The following is a 20,060-nucleotide window of genomic DNA, read 5'->3' on the forward strand; positions in this document are numbered from 1 at the left end:
ATGGACAGCTTCTTCTCCTTCTACGTGCTGCCGGCGCTGCTGATCCTCTTGAAGTCGGTCGTGCTGATCGTCGTGCTTCTGATCTTCGTGGCCTACATCCTTTATGCCGACCGCAAGATCTGGGCGGCGGTGCAGCTGCGTCGCGGCCCGAACGTCGTCGGTCCGTGGGGCACGCTGCAGGCCTTCGCCGACCTGTTCAAGTTCGTTTTCAAGGAACCGATCATTCCGTCCGGCGCCAACAAGGGCGTGTTCCTGCTCGCTCCGCTGGTCTCGGCGGTGCTTGCCATCGCCGCCTGGGCGGTGATCCCGGTCAACAATGGCTGGGCGATCGCCAACATCAATGTCGGCATCCTCTACGTCTTCGCCATCTCCTCGCTCGAAGTCTATGGCGTGATCATGGGCGGCTGGGCGTCGAACTCGAAATACCCGTTCCTCGGCGCGTTGCGCTCGGCGGCGCAGATGGTGTCCTACGAGGTCTCCATCGGCTTCGTCATCGTCACAGTGCTGCTCACCGTCGGCTCGCTGAACCTCACCGACATCGTGTTGTCGCAACATGATGGCCTCGGCACCCGTCTGGGCCTGCCCAACACCTTCCTCGACTGGAACTGGCTGGCACTGTTCCCGATGTTCGTGATCTTCTTCATTTCGGCGCTGGCCGAGACGAACAGGCCGCCCTTCGACCTGGTCGAGGCGGAATCGGAACTCGTCGCCGGCCACATGGTCGAATATTCGTCGACGCCGTTCCTGCTGTTCTTCCTGGGCGAGTATGTCGCCATCGTGCTGATGTGCGCGCTGGCCACCATCCTGTTCCTGGGCGGATGGCTGCCGCCGTTCGACTTCGCACCCTTCACCTGGGTGCCGGGCGTGATCTGGTTCGTCCTCAAGGTCTGCCTGATGTTCTTCTTCATCTCCATGGTGAAGGCATTCGTGCCGCGCTACCGCTACGACCAGCTGATGCGTCTGGGCTGGAAGGTGTTCCTGCCGATCTCGCTGTTCATGGTGGTGGCGACTGCCGCGTTCCTGAAACTCACGGGGGGGGCGTGATGTCCCCGAATGTTTTGGGTGCGATCGTTGCCGTTTTCTGGTTGGAACTGGGAATTTTGTTGATCTGGTTGGTGCTCCATAAAACCACGTGGCTTGAGAATGTAGGAATGAATCACGGGCTTTCTGCACAGCAGCTCCGTCGCTACTTCTGGATCCTACCGGCCTTGGCCGCGCTCGGCGGTGTGTTCATCGGTTGGCAGGGCGGACCGGCATTATTTGGAGGCGAATAGGAACATGTCCGCTCTTGCTCAGGCCGCCAAGGCACTGCTTCTGAAGGACTTCGTCGGCGCCTTCTTCCTGTCGATGCGCCAGTTCGTGTCGCCGAAGGAGACGATCAACTACCCGCACGAGAAGGGGCCGATCAGCCCGCGCTTCCGTGGCGAGCATGCGCTGCGGCGTTATCCGAACGGCGAGGAACGCTGCATCGCCTGCAAGCTGTGCGAAGCGATCTGCCCGGCGCAGGCCATCACCATCGAGGCCGGTCCGCGGCGCAATGACGGCACCCGCCGCACCGTGCGCTACGACATCGACATGGTGAAGTGCATCTATTGCGGCTTCTGCCAGGAAGCCTGCCCGGTGGACGCCATCGTCGAGGGGCCGAATTTCGAGTTCGCGACCGAGACGCGCGAGGAGCTTTATTACGACAAGGAAAAGCTGCTCGCCAACGGCGACCGTTGGGAGCGCGAGATCGCGCGCAACATGGAACTGGACGCACCTTACCGGTGAGTTTTGAAAGATGGACGCGCCGCAACGGCTCGTCTAAGGACAACGCGGTTTCGCAACCGGAGGCGGGGCGAGGCCGAAAAGAATGGAGCAGGGCGCCAGCCTTGCCCAACAGGAACCTGGGGGAACCCCTATGCTGAACGGACTAGAGGCGGCCTTCTTCTACCTCTTCGCCTTTATCGCTGTGGCGTCGGCCTTCATGGTCATCTCGTCGCGCAACCCCGTGCATTCGGTGCTGTTCCTCATCCTCACGTTCTTCAACGCGGCTGGGCTGTTCCTGCTCACCGGCGCCGAGTTCCTGGCGATGATCCTGCTGGTCGTCTATGTCGGCGCGGTCATGGTGCTGTTCCTGTTCGTCGTCATGATGCTCGACGTCGACTTCGCGGAACTGAAAAGCGGTGCCTTGCAATATGCGCCGATCGGCGCGCTCGTCGGGCTGATCCTGGCGGCGGAGCTCATCGTGGTGCTGGGCGGCTACACCTTCGCGCCGCAGCTCGCCACCACCATCACGCAGAAGACGCCCGATCTTGCCACCCGCACCAACACGGCGGCACTCGGCGACATTCTCTATACGAATTATCTCTTTTACTTCGAGATCGCAGGCCTGGTGCTGCTCGTCGCCATGATCGGCGCGATCGTTTTGACGCTTCGCCACAAGCCGGGCATCAAGCGGCAGTCGATCGCGGAGCAGGTCGCCCGCACGCCGGCGACCGCCATCGAAATCAAGAAAGTCGAGACGGGGAAGGGTATCTGAGATGACCGTCGGCATCGGACATTACCTCACCCTTTCGGCCATCCTGTTCACGCTCGGCGTGTTCGGCATTTTCCTGAACCGCAAGAACGTCATCGTCATCCTGATGTCGGTGGAACTGATCCTGCTGGCGGTGAACATCAATTTCGTCGCCTTCTCGGCGGCGCTGGGCGACCTCGTCGGCCAGGTCTTCGCACTGTTCGTGTTGACGGTGGCGGCGGCCGAGGCGGCGATCGGTCTTGCCATTCTGGTCGTCTTCTTCCGAAACCGCGGTTCGATCGCGGTCGAAGACGTGAACATGATGAAGGGTTAACGGGGCAATCATGTACCAAGCCATCGTCTTTCTTCCCCTCATCGGCTTCCTGATCGTCGGGCTGTTCGGCAATTCGCTGGGCGCCAAGGCATCGGAATACATCACCTCTGGTTTCCTGGTGATCTCGGCGGTTCTGTCCTGGGTGGCCTTCTTCACGGTCGCGCTGGGCTCGGGCGAAGCCTTCACCGTTCCGGTCATGCGCTGGATTCAGTCCGGCGGCGTCGACGCCGCCTGGGCGCTGCGGATCGACACGCTGACTGTCGTCATGCTGGTTGTGGTCAACACCGTATCCGCCTTGGTGCACATCTATTCGATCGGCTACATGCACCACGATCCGAACCGGCCGCGCTTCTTCGCCTACCTTTCGTTGTTCACCTTCGCCATGCTGATGCTGGTGACGTCGGACAATTTGATCCAGATGTTCTTCGGCTGGGAAGGCGTTGGTCTCGCGTCCTATCTGCTGATCGGCTTCTGGTACAAGAAGCCGTCGGCCAATGCCGCCGCCATCAAGGCGTTCGTCGTCAACCGTGTCGGCGACTTCGGTTTCGCGCTCGGCATCTTCGGCGTCTATGTGCTGTTCGGCTCGGTCAACCTATCGACCATCTTCGCCAATGCCGCCGCCTTCGCGCCGGCCGGCCATGACGCCGCCGCCACCGCTGCAGCGCATGGCGAAACGGTGCTGACCTTCCTCGGCTATGCGCTGGACAAGGGTGCGGCGCTCACCGTCGTCTGCCTGCTTCTCTTGATGGGCGCCATGGGCAAGTCGGCGCAGGTGCCGCTGCACACCTGGCTGCCGGACGCCATGGAAGGCCCGACGCCGGTTTCGGCGCTGATCCATGCCGCCACCATGGTCACCGCCGGCGTGTTCATGCTGGCGCGCCTGTCGCCGCTGTTCGAACTGTCGGCTACCGCGCTTACCGTCGTCACGCTGGTCGGCGCCATCACCGCCTTCTTCGCGGCCACCGTCGGCCTGGTGCAGAACGACATCAAGCGCGTCATCGCCTATTCGACCTGCTCACAGCTCGGCTACATGTTCGTGGCGCTCGGTGTTGGCGCCTATGGCGCGGCAATCTTCCACCTGTTCACGCACGCCTTCTTCAAGGCGCTGCTGTTCCTGGGCTCCGGCTCGGTCATCCACGCGATGTCGGACGAGCAGGACATGCGCAAGATGGGCGGCATCCGCAAGCTGATCCCCACCACCTACTGGATGATGGTGATCGGCACGCTGGCGCTGACCGGCGTCGGCATCCCGGCGACCGTCATCGGCACGGCCGGCTTCTTCTCCAAGGATGCCATCATCGAATCGGCCTTTGTCGGTCACAATGCGATGGCGATCTTCGCTTTCGCGCTGCTGGTGATCGCCGCCTGCTTCACCTCTTTCTACTCCTGGCGCCTGATCTTCATGACCTTCCACGGCAAGCCGCGTGCCAGCCACGACGTCATGCACCATGTCCATGAATCGCCGCCGGTGATGCTAGTGCCGCTGTTCATCCTGGCGGCCGGCGCGCTGGCTGCTGGCTTCCTGTTCCACGACTACTTCATCGGCGAAGCCTATGCCGAATTCTGGAAGGGCTCGCTGTTCACGCTGCCCGACAACCATATCCTGCACGACATGCATGGCGTGCCGGTGTGGGTGAAGCTGGCGCCGTTCGTCGCCATGGTGGTCGGCTTCCTGGTCTCCTGGAAGTTCTACATCTCTTCGCCCGAGATGCCGGTGACGCTGGCGCAGCGCCATCGCGGACTCTATGCCTTCCTGCTCAACAAGTGGTACTTCGACGAGTTGTACGACTTCCTGTTCGTGCGGCCGGCCAAGCGCCTCGGCACCTTCCTGTGGAAGAAGGGCGACGGCGCCGTCATCGACGGTCTCGGCCCCGACGGCGTCTCGGCCCGCGTGGTGGATGTCACCAACCGCGTGGTCAAGTTGCAGACCGGCTACCTCTATCACTATGCCTTCGCCATGCTGATCGGCGTTGCTGCACTCGTCACCTGGATGATGCTCTGATGTCGACCTGGCCAATCCTCTCCACGGTCACCTTCCTGCCGCTCGTCGGCGCGCTGCTGATCCTGTTCATTCGTGACGACAGCGATGCGGGGCGCCGCAACGTGCGCGCCATCGCGCTGTGGACCACGATCGTCACCTTCCTGGTGTCGCTGCCGATCTGGTTCTACTTCGACAAGTCGAGCACCGGCTTCCAGTTCGTGGAAAAGATGGGCTGGCTGGATTCAGGCATCTCCTACCACATGGGCGTCGACGGCATTTCCATGCTGTTCGTCATCCTGACGACCTTCCTGATGCCGCTCTGCATCCTGGCGTCGTGGACCTCGGTGGAGAAGCGCGTCAAGGAATACATGATCGCGTTCCTGATCCTGGAAACGCTGATGGTCGGCGTGTTCTGCGCAATGGACATCGTGCTGTTCTACGTCTTCTTCGAGGCCGGCCTGATCCCGATGTTCATCATCATCGGCGTGTGGGGCGGCAAGCGGCGCGTATATGCCTCGTTCAAGTTCTTCCTCTACACGCTGCTCGGCTCGGTGCTGATGCTTCTGGCCATCATGGCGATGTTCTGGCAGGCGGGCACCACCGATATCCCGACGCTGCTGACACACAACTTCCCAGCCAACATGCAGACTTGGCTATGGCTCGCCTTCTTCGCCTCCTTCGCGGTGAAGATGCCGATGTGGCCGGTGCACACCTGGTTGCCTGACGCACACGTCGAGGCGCCGACAGCGGGTTCCGTCATCCTGGCCGCCATCCTCCTGAAGATGGGCGGTTACGGCTTCCTGCGTTTCTCGCTGCCGATGTTCCCGCTGGCGTCCGAGTTCTTCGCACCCTTCGTGTTCACGCTTTCGGTCATCGCCATCATCTACACCTCGCTGGTGGCGCTGATGCAGGAGGACATCAAGAAGCTGATCGCTTATTCGTCGGTGGCGCATATGGGCTTCGTCACCATGGGCATCTTCGCCCTCAACCAGGAAGGCATCCAGGGCGCCATCTTCCAGATGCTGTCGCACGGCCTGGTCTCGGGCGCGCTGTTCCTGTGCGTGGGCGTCATCTACGACCGCCTGCACACCCGCGAGATCGCCGCCTATGGCGGCCTCGTCAACAACATGCCGAAATACGCCACCGCGTTCCTGATCTTCACCATGGCCAATGTCGGCCTGCCGGGCACCTCAGGCTTTGTCGGCGAATTCCTGACCATGATTGGCGCCTTCAAGGTGAACACCTGGGTGGCGTTCTTCGCCGCCACGGGCGTCATCCTGTCGGCTGCCTATGCGCTGTGGCTCTACCGCCGCGTCATCTTCGGCGCGCTGACCAAGGACAGCCTCAAGAGCATGCTCGACCTGTCGCCACGCGAGAAGGTGATCCTTTATCCGCTGGTGATCCTGGTCATCTTCTTCGGCGTCTACCCGGCGCCGGTCTTCGACGCGACGGCCGCTTCGGTCAAGTCGCTCGTCACCAACGTCACCGCATCCATCGGCTCCGCGCAGACCGCGGCGGCGCACTGAGTAGAGCATCATGACACCGGATCTTCTCTCCAGCCTTTCGCTCTCGACGCCGGAACTGATCATCGCCATCGGCGCGCTGGTCCTTCTGATGGTGGGCGCCTATTCGCGCGAGGCGTCGAGCGGCGCCATCAGCGGGCTCGCCGTGGCCATCCTCATCGTCGCCGGCGGCTGGATGCTGTTCGTCACGGGCGAGGGCAACGCCTATGGTGGCGCCTTCGTGCAGGATGCCTTCGCGCGTTTCATGAAGCTGTTGTCGCTGGTCGGTTCGGCGGTCACGCTGATCATGTCGGTGCGCTTCGCCAAGGCCGAACGCTTCGACAAGTTCGAATATCCGGTGCTGATCCTTCTGTGCACGCTCGGCATGATGCTGATGATCTCGGCCAACGGGATGATCGCGCTGTATCTGGGCCTCGAGCTGCAATCGCTGGCGATCTATGTGCTGGCCGCCATCAACCGCGATAATGTCCGCTCGACCGAGGCAGGCCTGAAGTATTTCGTGCTCGGCGCTTTGTCGTCCGGCATGCTGCTCTACGGTATCTCGCTCGTTTACGGCTACACCGGCAATGTCGGCTTCGAGGCGATCGCCAATGCGCTCAGCCATGGCGGACGCCAGCTGGGCCTGGTGTTTGGTCTGGTCTTCGTGCTGGCCGGCCTTGCCTTCAAGATCTCGGCCGTGCCGTTCCACATGTGGACGCCGGATGTCTATGAAGGCGCGCCGACCCCGGTCACCGCCTTCCTGGCGGCGGCGCCGAAAATGGCGGCGATGGCACTCGTCGTGCGCGTCACCATGGGTGCGTTCGAGCCGATCGCCAAGGACTGGCAGCAGATCATCGTCTTCATCTCCATCGCTTCGATGGCGCTGGGCGCCTTCGCGGCCATCGGCCAGACCAACATCAAGCGCCTGATGGCCTATTCCTCGATCGGCCATATGGGTTACGCGCTGGTCGGCCTTGCTGCCAATTCCGAAGCCGGCGTGCGCGGCGTCGTCATCTACATGCTGATCTATCTGGTGATGACGCTGGGCACCTTCGCCTTCATCCTGGCGATGCGCCGCAACGACCAGAATGTCGAACAGATCAGCGATCTGGCCGGCCTGTCGTCGACCAACCCGATGATGGCAACCATCCTCACCATTCTGATGTTCTCGCTGGCCGGTATTCCGCCGCTCGCCGGCTTCTGGGGGAAGTGGTACGTGTTCCTGGCCGCCATCAACGCCAATCTCTACGCGCTGGCGATCATCGGCGTCTTGGCCTCGGTGGTGGGTGCGTTCTACTATCTGCGCATCATCAAGCTCATGTGGTTCGATGAGCCGGTCGGCGCTTTCCAGCCGATGGCCGGCGAGCTTCGCCTGGTGCTCGGCCTCTCCGGCGCCTTCGTGCTGCTCTATGTGCTGATCGGCGGTCCGATTAGCACCTACGCGCAAGCTGCGGCAAAGACGTTCTTTTGATGGGTGAGAAGCGGCGCGCGCAGCGCATGAAAAGCCAATTGCTTGGCCTTTCGAGCTTCGAACGCCCTCAGCCTGCGAAGGGTCCGGTAGGAAAAGGGCAGGCCGTCCTTGTCGGGTTTGCGCCGCTCCCCATCTGCCTGTCGGCATCTTCTCCCTGTGAACGGGGAGAAGAGGTTTTTTCGTCGTGAGCTTCCGTCTCGCACCCACTGTCGAAGCCCAAGGCTTTCGCCTCGAGGCGCATGAGAGCGTCGGCTCCACAAACGCGCTGGCGCTGGATCGTGCCCGCGCCGGCGATCCCGGCAAGCTCTGGATCGTCTCCAAGAAACAGGAAAGCGGGCGCGGCCGGCGTGGCCGGGTGTGGGCGACGCTGGAAGGTAATCTTGCCGCGACCCTGCTTGTAGTCACCACCGGCGAGCTGCGCATGGCGGCAACGCTCGGCTTCGTCGCCGGGCTGGCACTGGCAGATGCGCTCGACGCCGTGGTGCCCAAGGGGCGCATCGCGGTCGGGCTCGACGGAGCCGGCGCGGGGCGCAACCGTTTCGAGCTGAAATGGCCGAACGACGTTCTGGCCTCCGGCGCGAAGCTCTCCGGCATCCTGCTGGAATCGGCGATGCTGGACGGCGGCCGTTTCGGCGTGGCCGTCGGCATCGGCGTCAATGTCGTGGCCCATCCTGAAGACCTGCCTTACCCCGCCACTTCGTTGAAGGCGCTGGGGGCGAATTGCGACGCCGAAACACTGTTCCTGGCGCTGTCGGACGCCTGGAGCGAAAACGCCGGCCTGTGGGCCGAGGGACGCGGGCTGACCGCCATTCGCGAGCGCTGGCTCAGGCGCGCCGCGGGGCTTGGCGGCGAGGTTGCCGTCAGGATCGACGGCAATGTGGTGCGTGGTACCTTCGAGACCATTGACGAGGATTGCCGTTTCGTGATCCGCGATAGTGCAGGCAAAATGATTACGGTCGCCGCCGGCGACGTGCATTTCGGCGCGGTGGCTTCGGCCGGGGCACAATAGGGCCGCCACGGCGCGGTCGCGCCGGATTGTGGCAAAAGGAGAGACTGGATGGCGAAAGCGGACAACGCCGAGCTCGTATTCGTGCCGCTGGGCGGCGTTGGCGAAATCGGCATGAACTTCGCCCTTTACGGCTATGGTCCGGCGAACAACCGCGAGTGGATCATTATCGATGTCGGCGTCACTTTTCCCGATGCCGCCCATCCCGGCGTCGACCTGATCCTGCCCGACACGCGCTTCATCGAGGACAAGCTCGCCAAGCTGCGCGGCATCGTCATCACCCATGCCCATGAAGACCACTACGGCGCGCTGCACGACATCTGGCCGAAGCTGAAGGCGCCGGTGTGGATGACGCCGTTCGGCGCCGGCCTGCTCGAGGCCAAGCGCCAGGGCGAGCAGAACGCGCCGAAGATCCCGGTCACCATCTACCGCGCCGGCGAGAAATTCACGATCGGTCCGTTCGAGATCGAGGCGATCCCGGTCGCCCATTCCATCCCCGAGCCGATGTCGCTGGCCATCACCACGCCGGTCGGCACCGTCATCCACACCGGTGACTGGAAGATCGATCCGGCGCCGTCCATCGGCCCGATGACCGACGAGGCGCGTTTCCGCGCCTATGGCGACAAGGGCGTGCTGGCGCTGGTCTGCGATTCCACCAATGCGCTGAGGGAAGGGGATTCGCCTTCCGAGCAGGCTGTCGGCGAAAGCCTGAAAAAGCTGATCGAGGAGGCCAAGGGCCGCGTCGCCGTGTCCACCTTCTCCTCCAATGTCGGGCGCATCGTGGCGATCGCGCGCGCTGCGCGCGACGCCGGCCGCCAGGTGCTGGTGCTCGGCCGTTCGCTGAAACGCGCCATCGATGTGGCGGGTGAACTCGGTTACATGGACGGCCTGCCGGAATTCATCGCCGAGGAAGATTACGGCTTCATTCCGCGCGAGAACCTGGTCGTCATCTGCACTGGCAGCCAGGGCGAACCGCTGGCGGCGCTCGCCAAGCTGTCGCGCGACGAGATGAAGTCGGTGGCGCTCACCGCCGGCGACACCGTGATCTTCTCCTCCCGCACCATTCCCGGCAACGAGAAGGCGATCCTGGAGATCAAGAACCGGCTGATCGATCTCGGCATGAAGATCATCGAGGATGGCGATGCGCTGGTGCATGTGTCGGGCCATCCGCGCCGCAGCGAACTGAAGCGCATGTATGAATGGGTGCGGCCGGCCATCGGCGTGCCGGTGCATGGCGAGGCTGCGCATCTGGTGGCGCAGGGTTCCCTGATGTCGATGTCCGGTATCCGCCAGGTGGCGCAGGTGCGTGACGGCGATATGCTCAGGCTCTATCCGGGGGCGGCCGAAATCGTCGACCAGGTGCCGTTCGGCCGGGTCTACAAGGACGGCAAGCTGGTTGGCAGCGACGAGGCGATGGGCATCAAGGACCGTCGCAAACTGTCCTTCGCCGGCCATGTCGCGGTCAATGTCGTGCTCGACGACAAATATGAACTCGCCGGCGACCCCGATCTCGTCGCCATCGGCGTCGCTGAGGCGGATGCCTCGGGCGAGTTGCTCGAGGACATCATGCTCGATGCGGCAGTTGGTGCGGTGGACTCCATACCGCGCCAGCGCCGAAAGGATCTGGACCTGGTTCAGGAGTCCGTTCGCCGCTCCGTACGCGCCGCCGCCAACGAGACCTGGGGCAAGAAGCCGCTGGTGACGGTGTTTGTGACGCGGTGAAAAGGGAGTAGGCAGTAGGCGATCGGCAGTCGACATTGAAGGTTGCTTGCTACTGTCAGGCAAATTGCATTCCGTCCCGACTGCCGACTGCCGACTGCCGACTGCCGTGGAGTTTCCATGCTTGGACGTCTCAATCATGTCGCCATTGCCGTGCCCGATCTCGGTGCGGCGGCGGCCACCTATCGCGACACTCTCGGTGCCAGGGTGACGGCGCCGCAGGCGCTGCCGGAGCATGGGGTGACGGTGGTGTTCATAGATCTCGGTAACACCAAGGTGGAGTTGCTTGAGCCGCTGGGCGAGGCATCGCCCATTGCAGCCTTCCTGGAAAAAAACCCGTCGGGCGGCATGCATCATATATGCTATGAGGTGGATGACATCCTCGCCGCGCGCGATCGCCTGAAGGCGTCGGGCGCGCGCGTGTTGGGCGATGGAACCCCTAAGATCGGCGCGCACGGCAAGCCGGTGCTGTTCCTGCATCCGAAGGATTTTTCCGGCACGCTTGTGGAGTTGGAGCAGTCATGACCGGAGGAAGCTTTACCGCCTGGGACTGGATCTCGATGGTCGCGGTCTATTTCGTGGTGTGGTGGATCACGCTGTTCGCCATTCTGCCCTTCTCCTTCCGCCGGCAGGACGAGCAGGAGGAGGTGGTGCTGGGCACCACCGCCAGCGCGCCGAAGCGGCCGCGCTATTTCTACATCCTGCTGTGGACGACGGTGTGGGCGTTCATCGTGCTCGCCACCTATTATGGCGTCACCGCCGGGCTCGGCTACACGGTCGACGACATCCCGCAGATCCTGCCCAGCTTCACCTAGCGGCCTGCCTTAATTTCCAGGCCGCCGCCGGTGCCAAACGCTCGTTTTGCTGCGATGCAGCGGAAAATTGGCGTCTGCCTTCCCACGACGATCACGAACAAGTGTGAAGCCGTTCACAGTGCGTCGCGCCGCGATCGCCTACACCTCGGTGTGCAAGCGCCTGAAGCAGCGGCGAGGAGGCCACGCTTCAGGCGAGATGGGCAGTGGAAGACCGAGACGAGAGAGACGGGGAGAACGCCGCACAGCTTCGGAAAACGATCGCAGCGCGTCACCAATAGTCTTGAGCCGGCTTGATAGTGTGCATCAGCCGGCACATGCAATTTGTTGATTGCCCAAAAAAAATGCAAGGCACGAGGCCTTGCAATTTTAACGCGTCCGATCTGCTTTCCGTTTCCGGCGGCTGCGAGTTACCGCGCCTAGATCGCATCCTCCCAAGACTTTGACCGCGCAGGAGAACAGATTTCGCTCCGTCCTCTCGGTTATTCAATTACTTTAGACTGGCGCCGATGAAAATGTCACGGGAAATTTTTCATCGGAAGCCTGTTTCATGTGCTGCATTGCACAATAAAACGGCGTTCCTCGCCTAGCAAACCCTCAGCCGTTCCCGGCGCGATATTGCCACGGGCCGCGCGGGTTTCCATTCCGCCATGAAATGGCTATGAAGCCCTTGCATTGAAGCCCGCCGCGCACCGATTCCGGCGCGGCCTTCCTCACTTACGGACCCATCCATGCGGTTGTCGCGCTACTTCCTGCCCATCCTGAAAGAGAACCCCCGCGAGGCCGAAATCGTCTCGCATCGCCTGATGCTGCGCGCCGGCATGATCCGGCAGCAGGGACAGGGCTCTTTCACCATGCTGCCACTCGGCAAGCGCGTCCTGGACAAGGTCTGCGCGATCATCCGCGAGGAGCAGAATCGCGCCGGCGCGCTGGAAATCCTGATGCCGACCATCCAGTCGGCCGAGCTGTGGCGCGAAAGCGGTCGCTACGACGCCTATGGCAAGGAGATGCTGCGCATCAAGGACCGCCAGGACCGCGAGCTGCTCTACGGGCCGACCAACGAGGAAATGGTGACGGAGGTTTTCCGCTCCTACGTCAAGTCCTACAAGGACCTGCCGCTCAACCTCTATCACATCCAGTGGAAGTTCCGCGACGAGGTGCGTCCTCGTTTCGGCGTCATGCGCGGCCGTGAATTCCTGATGAAGGACGCTTACACGTTCGACCTCAACTATGAGGGCGCCAAGGCGGCCTACTACCGGATGTTCGTGTCCTATCTGCGCACCTTCACTCGCATGGGCCTGAAGGCGATCCCGATGCGCGCCGATACCGGCCCGATCGGCGGCGACCTCAGCCATGAGTTCATCATCCTGGCCGAAACCGGCGAGAGCCAGGTGTTCTGCCACAAGGACTTCCTGTCGCTGCCCGTGCCCGGCGAGGGCGTCAATTATGGCAACGATGCCGAAATCGCCGGCATCGTGCAGGAATGGACGACGCCCTACGCGGCGACCGACGAGATGCATGACGAGGCCGCCTGGGACAAGATCGCCGACGGCGAGCGCCTCTCGGCGCGCGGCATCGAGGTTGGCCACATCTTCCACTTCGGCGACAAATATTCCAAGCCGATGGGTGCCAAGGTGCAGGGCCCCGATGGCAAGGAGCACAACGTCTCCATGGGCTCCTACGGCATCGGCCCGACGCGCCTCATCGCCGCCATCATCGAGGCCAGCCACGACGAGGCCGGCATCATCTGGCCGGAAAGCGTGGCGCCGTTCGACATCGGCCTGATCAACATGAAGGCGGGCGATGCCGATTGCGACCGCGTCTGCGACGAGCTCTACGCAGCGCTGACCGCCGCCGGCAAGGACGTGCTTTATGACGACACAGACCAGCGACCGGGCGGCAAATTCGCCACCGCCGACCTGATCGGCTTGCCGTGGCAGCTCATCGTCGGGCCGCGCGGCGTCGCCGCCGGCGAGGTCGAGATCAAGAACCGCAAGAGCGGCGAGCGCGAGACGCTGCCGCTGGCTGCCGCCCTCAAGCGCCTGGGTGTTGCCGGATGAGCGAGAGCGCGGCGGTCAAGGCGGCGAGCGCCGGACCTTTCTCCGGTTTCGAGCGCATGGTGGCTTGGCGCTACCTGCGCTCGCGGCGCAAGGAAACGGTGATCTCGGTGATCGCCTCGATCTCCTTCCTCGGCATCATGCTGGGCGTGGCGACGCTGATCGTCGTCATGGCGGTGATGAACGGTTTCCGCGCCGAGCTTCTGTCGCGCATTCTGGGCATCAACGGCCATCTCATCATCACGCCGGTGGATATGCCGCTGGAGGACTATGCCGAGCTCGCCAAGCGCATCAACGGCGTACCCGGCGTCAAATACGCGATCCCGCTAGTCGAGGGCCAGGTGCTGGCGCAGGGCAATGTCGGTTCGGGCGGCGGCGCGCTGGTGCGCGGCATCCGCGGCGAGGATCTCGGCAAGGTCACGCTGGTCGCCAACAACATCAAGCAGGGCTCGATCGTTGCCTTCGACACCGCCGGCGGCGTGGCGATCGGCCGGCGTATGGCCGATAATCTCGGCCTGGCGCTCGGCGACACCATCACGTTGATCTCGCCCGAAGGCGACGTCAGCCCGCTCGGCACGACGCCGCGCCTAAAAGGCTATCCGGTGACGGCGATCTTCGAGGTCGGCATGTCGGAATACGACACCTCGATCGTCTACATGCCGTTCTCCGAAGCCCAGATGTATTTCAACTCTGAAGGCAAGGCGCAGAGCCTCGAGGTCTATCTCGACAATCCCGACAATGTCGAGGCGCTGAAACCCAAGGTGGAGGAGGCGGCGCAGCGGCAAATCTACATGACCGACTGGCGCCAGCGGAACCAGACCTTCTTCTCGGCGCTGCAGGTCGAGCGCAACGTCATGTTCATGATCCTGACGCTGATCGTCCTTGTGGCGGCGCTCAACATCATTTCCGGCCTTGTCATGCTGGTGAAGGACAAGGGGCACGATATCGCCATCCTGCGCACCATGGGCGCGACGCGTGGTGCCATCCTGCGCATCTTCCTGATGACGGGGGCGGCGATCGGCGTGGTCGGCACCCTTGCCGGGGTGCTGCTGGGCGTCGTCATCTGCCTCAATGTCGAGCGTATCCGCGAGTTCTTCTCCTGGCTGTCAGGCACGGTGCTGTTCAATCCCGAGCTCTATTTCCTCAGCCAGTTACCGGCCAAGATGGATGCAAGCGAGACGGTCTCGGTCGTTGTCATGGCGCTTGTGCTGTCGTTCATCGCCACGCTGTTCCCGGCCTGGCGGGCGGCCCGGCTCGATCCGGTCGAAGCGCTGAGGTACGAATAATGGCCGCGGCAGTGCTGGAACTGAAGAGTGTCGAACGGCACTATGTGCAGGGGCCGCGCAAGCTCACCATCCTCAACGGCGCGGAGTTTACGCTGCACCGGGGCGAGATGGTGGCGCTGGTGGCGCCGTCAGGCACCGGCAAGTCGACGCTCCTGCATACGGCCGGCCTGCTCGAACGGCCGGATGGCGGCGACGTCATCCTGTCGGGCAAGGCCTGCGGGCGGCTCTCCGACGACGAGCGCACCGCGATCCGCCGCAACGACATCGGCTTCGTCTACCAGTTTCACCACCTGCTGCCGGAATTCTCGGCGCTGGAAAACATCATGATGCCGCAGCTCATTCGCGGCCTGTCGAAACCGGAGGCGGCCAAGCGCGCCGCCCAGCTGCTCGACTACATGCAGATCGGCAAACGCGCCCAGCACCGGCCCTCGGAACTGTCCGGCGGCGAACAGCAGCGCGTGGCGATCGCGCGCGCCGTCGCCAATGCGCCGCTGGTGCTCCTGGCCGACGAGCCGACCGGCAATCTCGATCCGGTCACCGCTTCCTATGTCTTCGACGCCTTGGAAGCGCTGGTCAGGCAGTCCGGCCTGGCAGCGCTGATCGCCACCCACAACCACGAGCTTGCCGGCCGCATGGATCGCCGGGTGACGCTCAATGAAGGCAAGGTGGTGCCGCTTTAGAACCGGCTGCTGAAGCCCGCCGGCTGGTTTCCGCCGGCATTGCGGACAATGTGATCGCCGTTACAGACCGCAACGCAGGTCTCTCCTAGGTTCGTCGTTGCGACGAAACCTGAAGGGGGAAACTGTCATGCTTTCTCGCGACAAGGCCGCGGCGCATGTGCCGCACGACGTGCATCCTCTATCGACATCCACATTGGCAAAAGCGCTTCTCGGCGCTGCCTGCGCCGCCACATTGAGCCTAGCACTCACGGCACCAGCCGTCGCCAGCCAGGCCATTGGCTGGTGGGGCGGCAACTGGTCCTGCAACATCGACGGCCGCCCAGCCCGGATGAAATGGGTGGTGGTCGACGATTCCCAGACCAACTGCGACGGCGATGTCTGCACTTCCACTTCCGGCGTGCGCTGGAAGGGGTCGTTCTCCGACAACGGTTCACGCTGGGTGCCGCTGACCAATCCGCGTCCCAGCGATGGCGGCGGTGTGTACTTCCGGCATGCCGACGGCAATCGCTGGTTTCTGCGCAAGCCGGTTGGCGGGCGCTCGAGTGGCTGGACCACATGGAACGGCAGCCGCTACGGCCTGTCCTGCTGGCGCTAGCCTGCACCCGGGTCGCGGCATAGCCGCGCTGTTGGCAGGAGCTGGTCCCTTCCGGCCAACAATTGCCCGGTGCACGCCGCCCCTTCCGCTGCGAGGCGGAAGGGGCGATGTCGGGCTCGCTTCCCGGTGCACCGGCATCCCCGGTGGAAAGCAGGGATAAGTTACCGGCGGCCGGCGACATCAACCTTTCCTTAACCCTGCCTTTCGAGGCCATCCGGAATCGGCCGGCATGCCGTTCTCCTGCGTTGACTTTGGAACAAAATTAGAACAAATTACGTACATATTAACAACAGGAGCCAGCCATGACTGATTTGATCCAGGATGTCGTCTCTCTTGTGTGCATGAGCGCCTTCCTCGTTTCGATGGCAATGTGGATCGGTGCGATGTGATGAAGGCGTCGCGGCCAACTGGCCGCGACATGCGTGAAGAACCGGGTCGGCGATGCTGCCGACCGCGAAAGACAAGATCGCCGACACGCCCGGACCGGTACGGGCAGCAGGCGAAACTCCCTCAGAGCCAGACGTGTGAGAGCTTCGGCACGGAGCGTCGACTAGAGCGCCGCGCGTCCAATTGGACGCGCAAAGGACGCTCTAATACTTTGACTCTGCTGCATCGGCCTACCGAAAATCGATTCCGATTTTCTGGCCGATGCAGTAGTTGCGTCTGGCTCATGCCAACAGGCTGCGGTCGCAACAAGCACCCTGTGCTGGCCTGCGAGCCATCAAACGGATGCTGCGAGGGTAGGGCTGGCTCAGCCGGCCTTGCGCTGCGGCTCGGCTTCGGCCGCCTCGGCAGGGCCGAACACGGTCTCGAAACCGGCCTTCAGCGCGACGTCGAGGTCGGCCATGGTCACCGGCAGGCCGAGATCGACCAGCGAAGTGACGCCGTGGTCGGAAACGCCGCACGGCACGATGCCGCCGAAATGGGCGAGGTCTGGTTCGACATTGATGGCGATGCCGTGGAAGGAAACCCACTTGCGCAGGCGGATACCGATGGCGGCGATCTTGTCCTCGGCCGGCGTGCCGTCGGGCAGGGCGGGCCGGTCCGGCCGCACCACCCACACCCCGACGCGGTCCTCGCGCCGCTCGCCCTTCACGTTGAAGGCGGCGAGGGTGCGGATGATCCATTGTTCGAGCGCGGCCACGAAGGCGCGCACATCCTCGCGCCGCCGCTTCAGGTCGAGCATGACATAGGCCACGCGCTGGCCGGGGCCGTGATAGGTGTATTCGCCGCCGCGCCCTGCGTTGAAGACGGGAAAGCGGTCGGGGTCGATTAGGTCCGCCGCCTGCGCGCTGGTGCCGGCGGTGTAGAGCGGCGGATGTTCCACCAGCCACACCATCTCGCCGGCGGTGCCGGCCCGGATCGTCTCGGCGCGCGCTTCCATGAAAGCCAGGGCGTCGGGATAGGCGGTGAGGCCGGGTTCGATGCGCCATTCCACCGGCGCGGAGCCGGCAAAGGGCAGGAACGTCGTGGCTATCTGGCTGCGTTCGGTCATCATGTTCTCGAAAGACTGCCCATCATATGGCGGCAATCGACGGCAACGTCCAGTTCCGGCCATTGTCCCAGCCGCCATACGAGGCGTACAGCGACCGTCGCCGCTGCTCGCTCTGAAGGCTATGGAACGAGTAAATGTGTCCCAGGCATGGTCTTAATGTGGGACACAAATGGCCCGAAAGCCATGGAAATACTGGGTTTTCTGATGGTGAATGGTGCGGTCGAGAAGACTCGAACTTCCACGGGTTGCCCCACAGCGACCTCAACGCTGCGCGTCTACCAATTCCGCCACGACCGCCCGTGGTAGGAGCCGGAATGCACCGGCTCGCGGCGTGTAGCAAATCGTTTCCGGCGAAACAAGGCCATAAGCGGCAATAATCGCACGTTCCGCAACAGACTTTGCATATGGCCCGTGGCGGCCGTTGCGTAAGCTGGGAACAGGGCCGTTTTCCGGCAGTCGCGCCGCTTCAATCCGGCATCGTCTTGCTCTAAACCGGACGCTGATCCTTTCCCGGAAAAGCGTCGCTGGGGACATCATGCAGGTTGAGGGGCAGCATCAGGACGACCAGTTCCACGCCGACATCTACGGCGAGGACGGCGTCATTCGCGCGGCTTTCGTCGCCCATATCGGCGCCGCCATCGCCGACCGCGACACGCTGACCTTGAAACACGAAGTCGGCGACCTGCACCAGTCGGAGCTCGGCGACCTGCTGGAGGCGCTGCTGCCCGACCAGCGCCGGGCGTTGGTCGATCTGCTCGGCACCGATTTCGACTTTTCGGCGCTGACCGAGGTCGACGAGGCGATCCGCCTCGACATCGTCGACAACCTGCCCAACGCGCAGATCGCGCAGGCGGTGCAGGAGCTCGATTCCGACGACGCCGTCTACATCCTGGAAGACCTCGACCAGGAGGACCAGGACGAGATCCTTTCGCAGCTGCCGTTCACCGAGCGCATCAGGCTGAGGCGCGCGCTCGACTATCCGGAAGAAAGCGCCGGGCGGCGCATGCAGACCGAGTTCGTTGCCGTGCCGCCGTTCTGGACGGTCGGCCAGACCATCGACTACATGCGCGACGACACCGACCTGCCGGACCGGTTTTCCGAAATCTTCGTCATCGACCCCACCTTCAAGCTGCTCGGCGCCATCGGCCTCGACCAGGTGCTGCGCGCCAAGCGCGCGGTGAAGGTCGAGGAGATCATGCACGAGACCCGCCACGCCATTCCGGCGACGATGGACCAGGAGGAGGCGGCACGCGAATTCGAGCAATACGATCTTTTGTCGGCCGCCGTGGTCGACGAGAACGAGCGGCTGGTCGGCGTGCTCACCATCGACGACGTCGTCGACGTCATCCAGCAGGAGGCGGAGGAAGATCTCCTGCGCATGGGCGGCGTCGGTGACGAGGAGCTCTCCGACACGGTAGCCGCCACCTCGCGTTCGCGCGTGCCGTGGCTCCTGGTCAATTTGTGCACGGCCTTCCTGTCAGCCTCGGTGATCAGCCTGTTCGGCGCCACCATCGAGGAGATGGTGGCGCTTGCCGCGCTGATGCCGATCGTCGCTTCGCTCGGCGGCAATGCCGGCACCCAGACCATGACGGTGACGGTGCGGGCGCTCGCCACGCGCGACCTCGATATCTACAATGCCGGACGCGTCATCCGCCGCGAGGTGCTGGTCGGCTTGCTCAACGGCGCCATCATCGCCACGCTGCTCGGGCTGGTGGCCGGTCTCTGGTTCCACAACATCGATCTCGGCTTGGTCATCGCCGCCGCCATGATCGTCAACATGCTGGCGGCTTCGCTGGGCGGCATCCTGATTCCGCTGTTTCTTGACAAGCTGGGCGCCGATCCCGCCATTTCCTCGTCGATCTTCACCACCATGATCACCGACGTCATCGGCTTCCTGGCCTTTCTCTCCTTCGCCACCTGGTGGCTGCATCTGGGCGGGGGCTAGCTGGAAATCGCCCGCGTCTTTGAAAACAATTGGTGATTTTGCCCACAATTGACTTTTACGTAAATGCCGTGCGAAGCTTGCCGTCGACCCGCATGCTGTTCGATTCTGGCGATATGAGCCGTGAAGCGGCGGCACGACGGACAACGGCGTATCTCGCCCCCTGTGCCCGGAGTGACCATGCGGGAATATTACACGATCACCGAGCTGACGCGCGAGTTCGACATCTCGACGCGTACCTTGCGTTTTTATGAGGATGAAGGGCTGGTTGCGCCGGTTCGGCGCGGCCGCACGCGGCTGTTCCGCCCCTCCGACCGGCATCTTGTCCGCCAGATCCTGCGCGGCAAGCGGCTGGGCTTCGCGATCGCCGAGATCCGCGAGATCATCCAGATGTACAAGGAGCCGCCGGGCGAGGTCGGCCAGCTGAAGCTGATGATCAAGCGCATCGAGGAAAAGCGCGACGACCTGCGCCAGAAGCGCCGCGACCTCGAGGAGACGCTGGCCGAACTCGACCAGGCCGAGGAATCCTGCGTCGAGCGGCTGGTCGAGCTCGGCGTCAGCACCTGAAATCCGGCGCGCCGCCCGTTCTGGTCGCGGTCCGCACCGTCCCGTTGGCGTCATCGCCGTGACGACGATGGCCGCCGCGCCGCCTTTTTCCAACAAACGCGCAATGCCTGAAACCG

At 63.3% G+C, this 20,060-nt stretch carries 19 protein-coding genes and 1 tRNA gene; 18 read left to right on the forward strand and 2 right to left on the reverse strand.

Translation table 11 applies throughout. The features are described 5' to 3' along the window. From nuoH to FZF13_RS19585, 16 genes are all read left to right on the forward strand, one after another. The gene (nuoH, locus tag FZF13_RS19510; RefSeq protein ID WP_024924574.1) at positions 1 to 1,044 is read left to right on the forward strand and encodes an NADH-quinone oxidoreductase subunit NuoH; all 1,044 of its coding nucleotides are present in this window, start codon (positions 1 to 3) and stop codon (positions 1,042 to 1,044) included. Continuing rightward, a complete protein-coding gene (locus FZF13_RS19515; protein WP_024924575.1) occupies positions 1,044 to 1,274 on the forward strand; it encodes a hypothetical protein in 231 nt (76 codons plus the stop codon). The genes nuoH and FZF13_RS19515 overlap by 1 nt, the downstream gene beginning before the upstream one ends. 4 nt (positions 1,275 to 1,278) lie before the next feature. Then, positions 1,279 to 1,770: an NADH-quinone oxidoreductase subunit NuoI gene (nuoI, locus tag FZF13_RS19520; protein WP_024924576.1), complete on the forward strand. Its 492-nt coding sequence runs from the start codon at positions 1,279 to 1,281 to the stop codon at positions 1,768 to 1,770. A 130-nt stretch (positions 1,771 to 1,900) separates the two neighbouring features. Further along, a complete protein-coding gene (locus FZF13_RS19525; protein WP_024924577.1) occupies positions 1,901 to 2,521 on the forward strand; it encodes an NADH-quinone oxidoreductase subunit J in 621 nt (206 codons plus the stop codon). A 1-nt stretch (position 2,522) separates the two neighbouring features. Further along, on the forward strand, positions 2,523 to 2,831 hold the full coding sequence (nuoK, locus tag FZF13_RS19530; RefSeq protein ID WP_024924578.1) for an NADH-quinone oxidoreductase subunit NuoK: 309 nt from the start codon (positions 2,523 to 2,525) through the stop codon (positions 2,829 to 2,831). 10 nt (positions 2,832 to 2,841) lie between these two features. Continuing rightward, positions 2,842 to 4,833: an NADH-quinone oxidoreductase subunit L gene (nuoL, locus tag FZF13_RS19535; protein WP_024924579.1), complete on the forward strand. Its 1,992-nt coding sequence runs from the start codon at positions 2,842 to 2,844 to the stop codon at positions 4,831 to 4,833. Further along, the gene (locus FZF13_RS19540; protein ID WP_024924580.1) at positions 4,833 to 6,338 is read left to right on the forward strand and encodes an NADH-quinone oxidoreductase subunit M; all 1,506 of its coding nucleotides are present in this window, start codon (positions 4,833 to 4,835) and stop codon (positions 6,336 to 6,338) included. The genes nuoL and FZF13_RS19540 overlap by 1 nt, the downstream gene beginning before the upstream one ends. A gap of 10 nt (positions 6,339 to 6,348) precedes the next feature. Continuing rightward, the gene (nuoN, locus tag FZF13_RS19545) at positions 6,349 to 7,785 is read left to right on the forward strand and encodes an NADH-quinone oxidoreductase subunit NuoN (protein ID WP_024924581.1); all 1,437 of its coding nucleotides are present in this window, start codon (positions 6,349 to 6,351) and stop codon (positions 7,783 to 7,785) included. A gap of 184 nt (positions 7,786 to 7,969) precedes the next feature. Next, a complete protein-coding gene (locus FZF13_RS19550) occupies positions 7,970 to 8,794 on the forward strand; it encodes a biotin--[acetyl-CoA-carboxylase] ligase (RefSeq protein WP_024924582.1) in 825 nt (274 codons plus the stop codon). A 48-nt stretch (positions 8,795 to 8,842) separates the two neighbouring features. Continuing rightward, on the forward strand, positions 8,843 to 10,513 hold the full coding sequence (locus FZF13_RS19555; protein WP_024924583.1) for a ribonuclease J: 1,671 nt from the start codon (positions 8,843 to 8,845) through the stop codon (positions 10,511 to 10,513). 117 nt (positions 10,514 to 10,630) lie between these two features. After that, a complete protein-coding gene (gene mce, locus FZF13_RS19560; RefSeq protein ID WP_024924584.1) occupies positions 10,631 to 11,035 on the forward strand; it encodes a methylmalonyl-CoA epimerase in 405 nt (134 codons plus the stop codon). Then, the gene (locus FZF13_RS19565; RefSeq protein WP_024924585.1) at positions 11,032 to 11,325 is read left to right on the forward strand and encodes a DUF1467 family protein; all 294 of its coding nucleotides are present in this window, start codon (positions 11,032 to 11,034) and stop codon (positions 11,323 to 11,325) included. Before mce ends, FZF13_RS19565 begins: the two co-directional genes overlap by 4 nt. Before the next feature lie 728 nt (positions 11,326 to 12,053). Beyond that, positions 12,054 to 13,382: a proline--tRNA ligase gene (proS, locus tag FZF13_RS19570; RefSeq protein ID WP_024924586.1), complete on the forward strand. Its 1,329-nt coding sequence runs from the start codon at positions 12,054 to 12,056 to the stop codon at positions 13,380 to 13,382. Then, complete coding sequence (locus tag FZF13_RS19575; RefSeq protein WP_024924587.1) at positions 13,379 to 14,665, forward strand: lipoprotein-releasing ABC transporter permease subunit; 1,287 nt, start codon at positions 13,379 to 13,381, stop codon at positions 14,663 to 14,665. Before proS ends, FZF13_RS19575 begins: the two co-directional genes overlap by 4 nt. After that, positions 14,665 to 15,345: an ABC transporter ATP-binding protein gene (locus FZF13_RS19580; RefSeq protein ID WP_036255054.1), complete on the forward strand. Its 681-nt coding sequence runs from the start codon at positions 14,665 to 14,667 to the stop codon at positions 15,343 to 15,345. The genes FZF13_RS19575 and FZF13_RS19580 overlap by 1 nt, the downstream gene beginning before the upstream one ends. 127 nt (positions 15,346 to 15,472) lie before the next feature. Then, positions 15,473 to 15,940: a DUF6006 family protein gene (locus tag FZF13_RS19585; RefSeq protein WP_024924589.1), complete on the forward strand. Its 468-nt coding sequence runs from the start codon at positions 15,473 to 15,475 to the stop codon at positions 15,938 to 15,940. 751 nt (positions 15,941 to 16,691) lie between these two features. Here FZF13_RS19585 and lipB read toward each other — a convergent pair. Together lipB and FZF13_RS19595 are read right to left on the reverse strand one after the other, a co-directional pair. Further along, positions 16,692 to 17,435 carry a lipoyl(octanoyl) transferase LipB gene (gene lipB / locus FZF13_RS19590; protein WP_024924590.1) on the reverse strand — a complete coding sequence of 248 codons (744 nt, stop codon included), beginning with the start codon at positions 17,433 to 17,435 and terminating at the stop codon, positions 16,692 to 16,694. Positions 17,436 to 17,647: 212 nt separating this feature from the next. Then, positions 17,648 to 17,732 (reverse strand) — tRNA-Leu (locus FZF13_RS19595). Positions 17,733 to 17,970: 238 nt separating this feature from the next. Here FZF13_RS19595 and mgtE point away from each other — a divergent pair. After that, a complete protein-coding gene (mgtE, locus tag FZF13_RS19600) occupies positions 17,971 to 19,380 on the forward strand; it encodes a magnesium transporter (protein WP_024924591.1) in 1,410 nt (469 codons plus the stop codon). 177 nt (positions 19,381 to 19,557) lie between these two features. Continuing rightward, positions 19,558 to 19,944 carry a MerR family transcriptional regulator gene (locus tag FZF13_RS19605; protein ID WP_024924592.1) on the forward strand — a complete coding sequence of 129 codons (387 nt, stop codon included), beginning with the start codon at positions 19,558 to 19,560 and terminating at the stop codon, positions 19,942 to 19,944. The last annotated feature ends 116 nt before the right edge of the window (positions 19,945 to 20,060 follow it).

The organism is Mesorhizobium terrae, assembly GCF_008727715.1.
In the GTDB taxonomy this organism is placed as follows: domain Bacteria; phylum Pseudomonadota; class Alphaproteobacteria; order Rhizobiales; family Rhizobiaceae; genus Mesorhizobium; species Mesorhizobium terrae.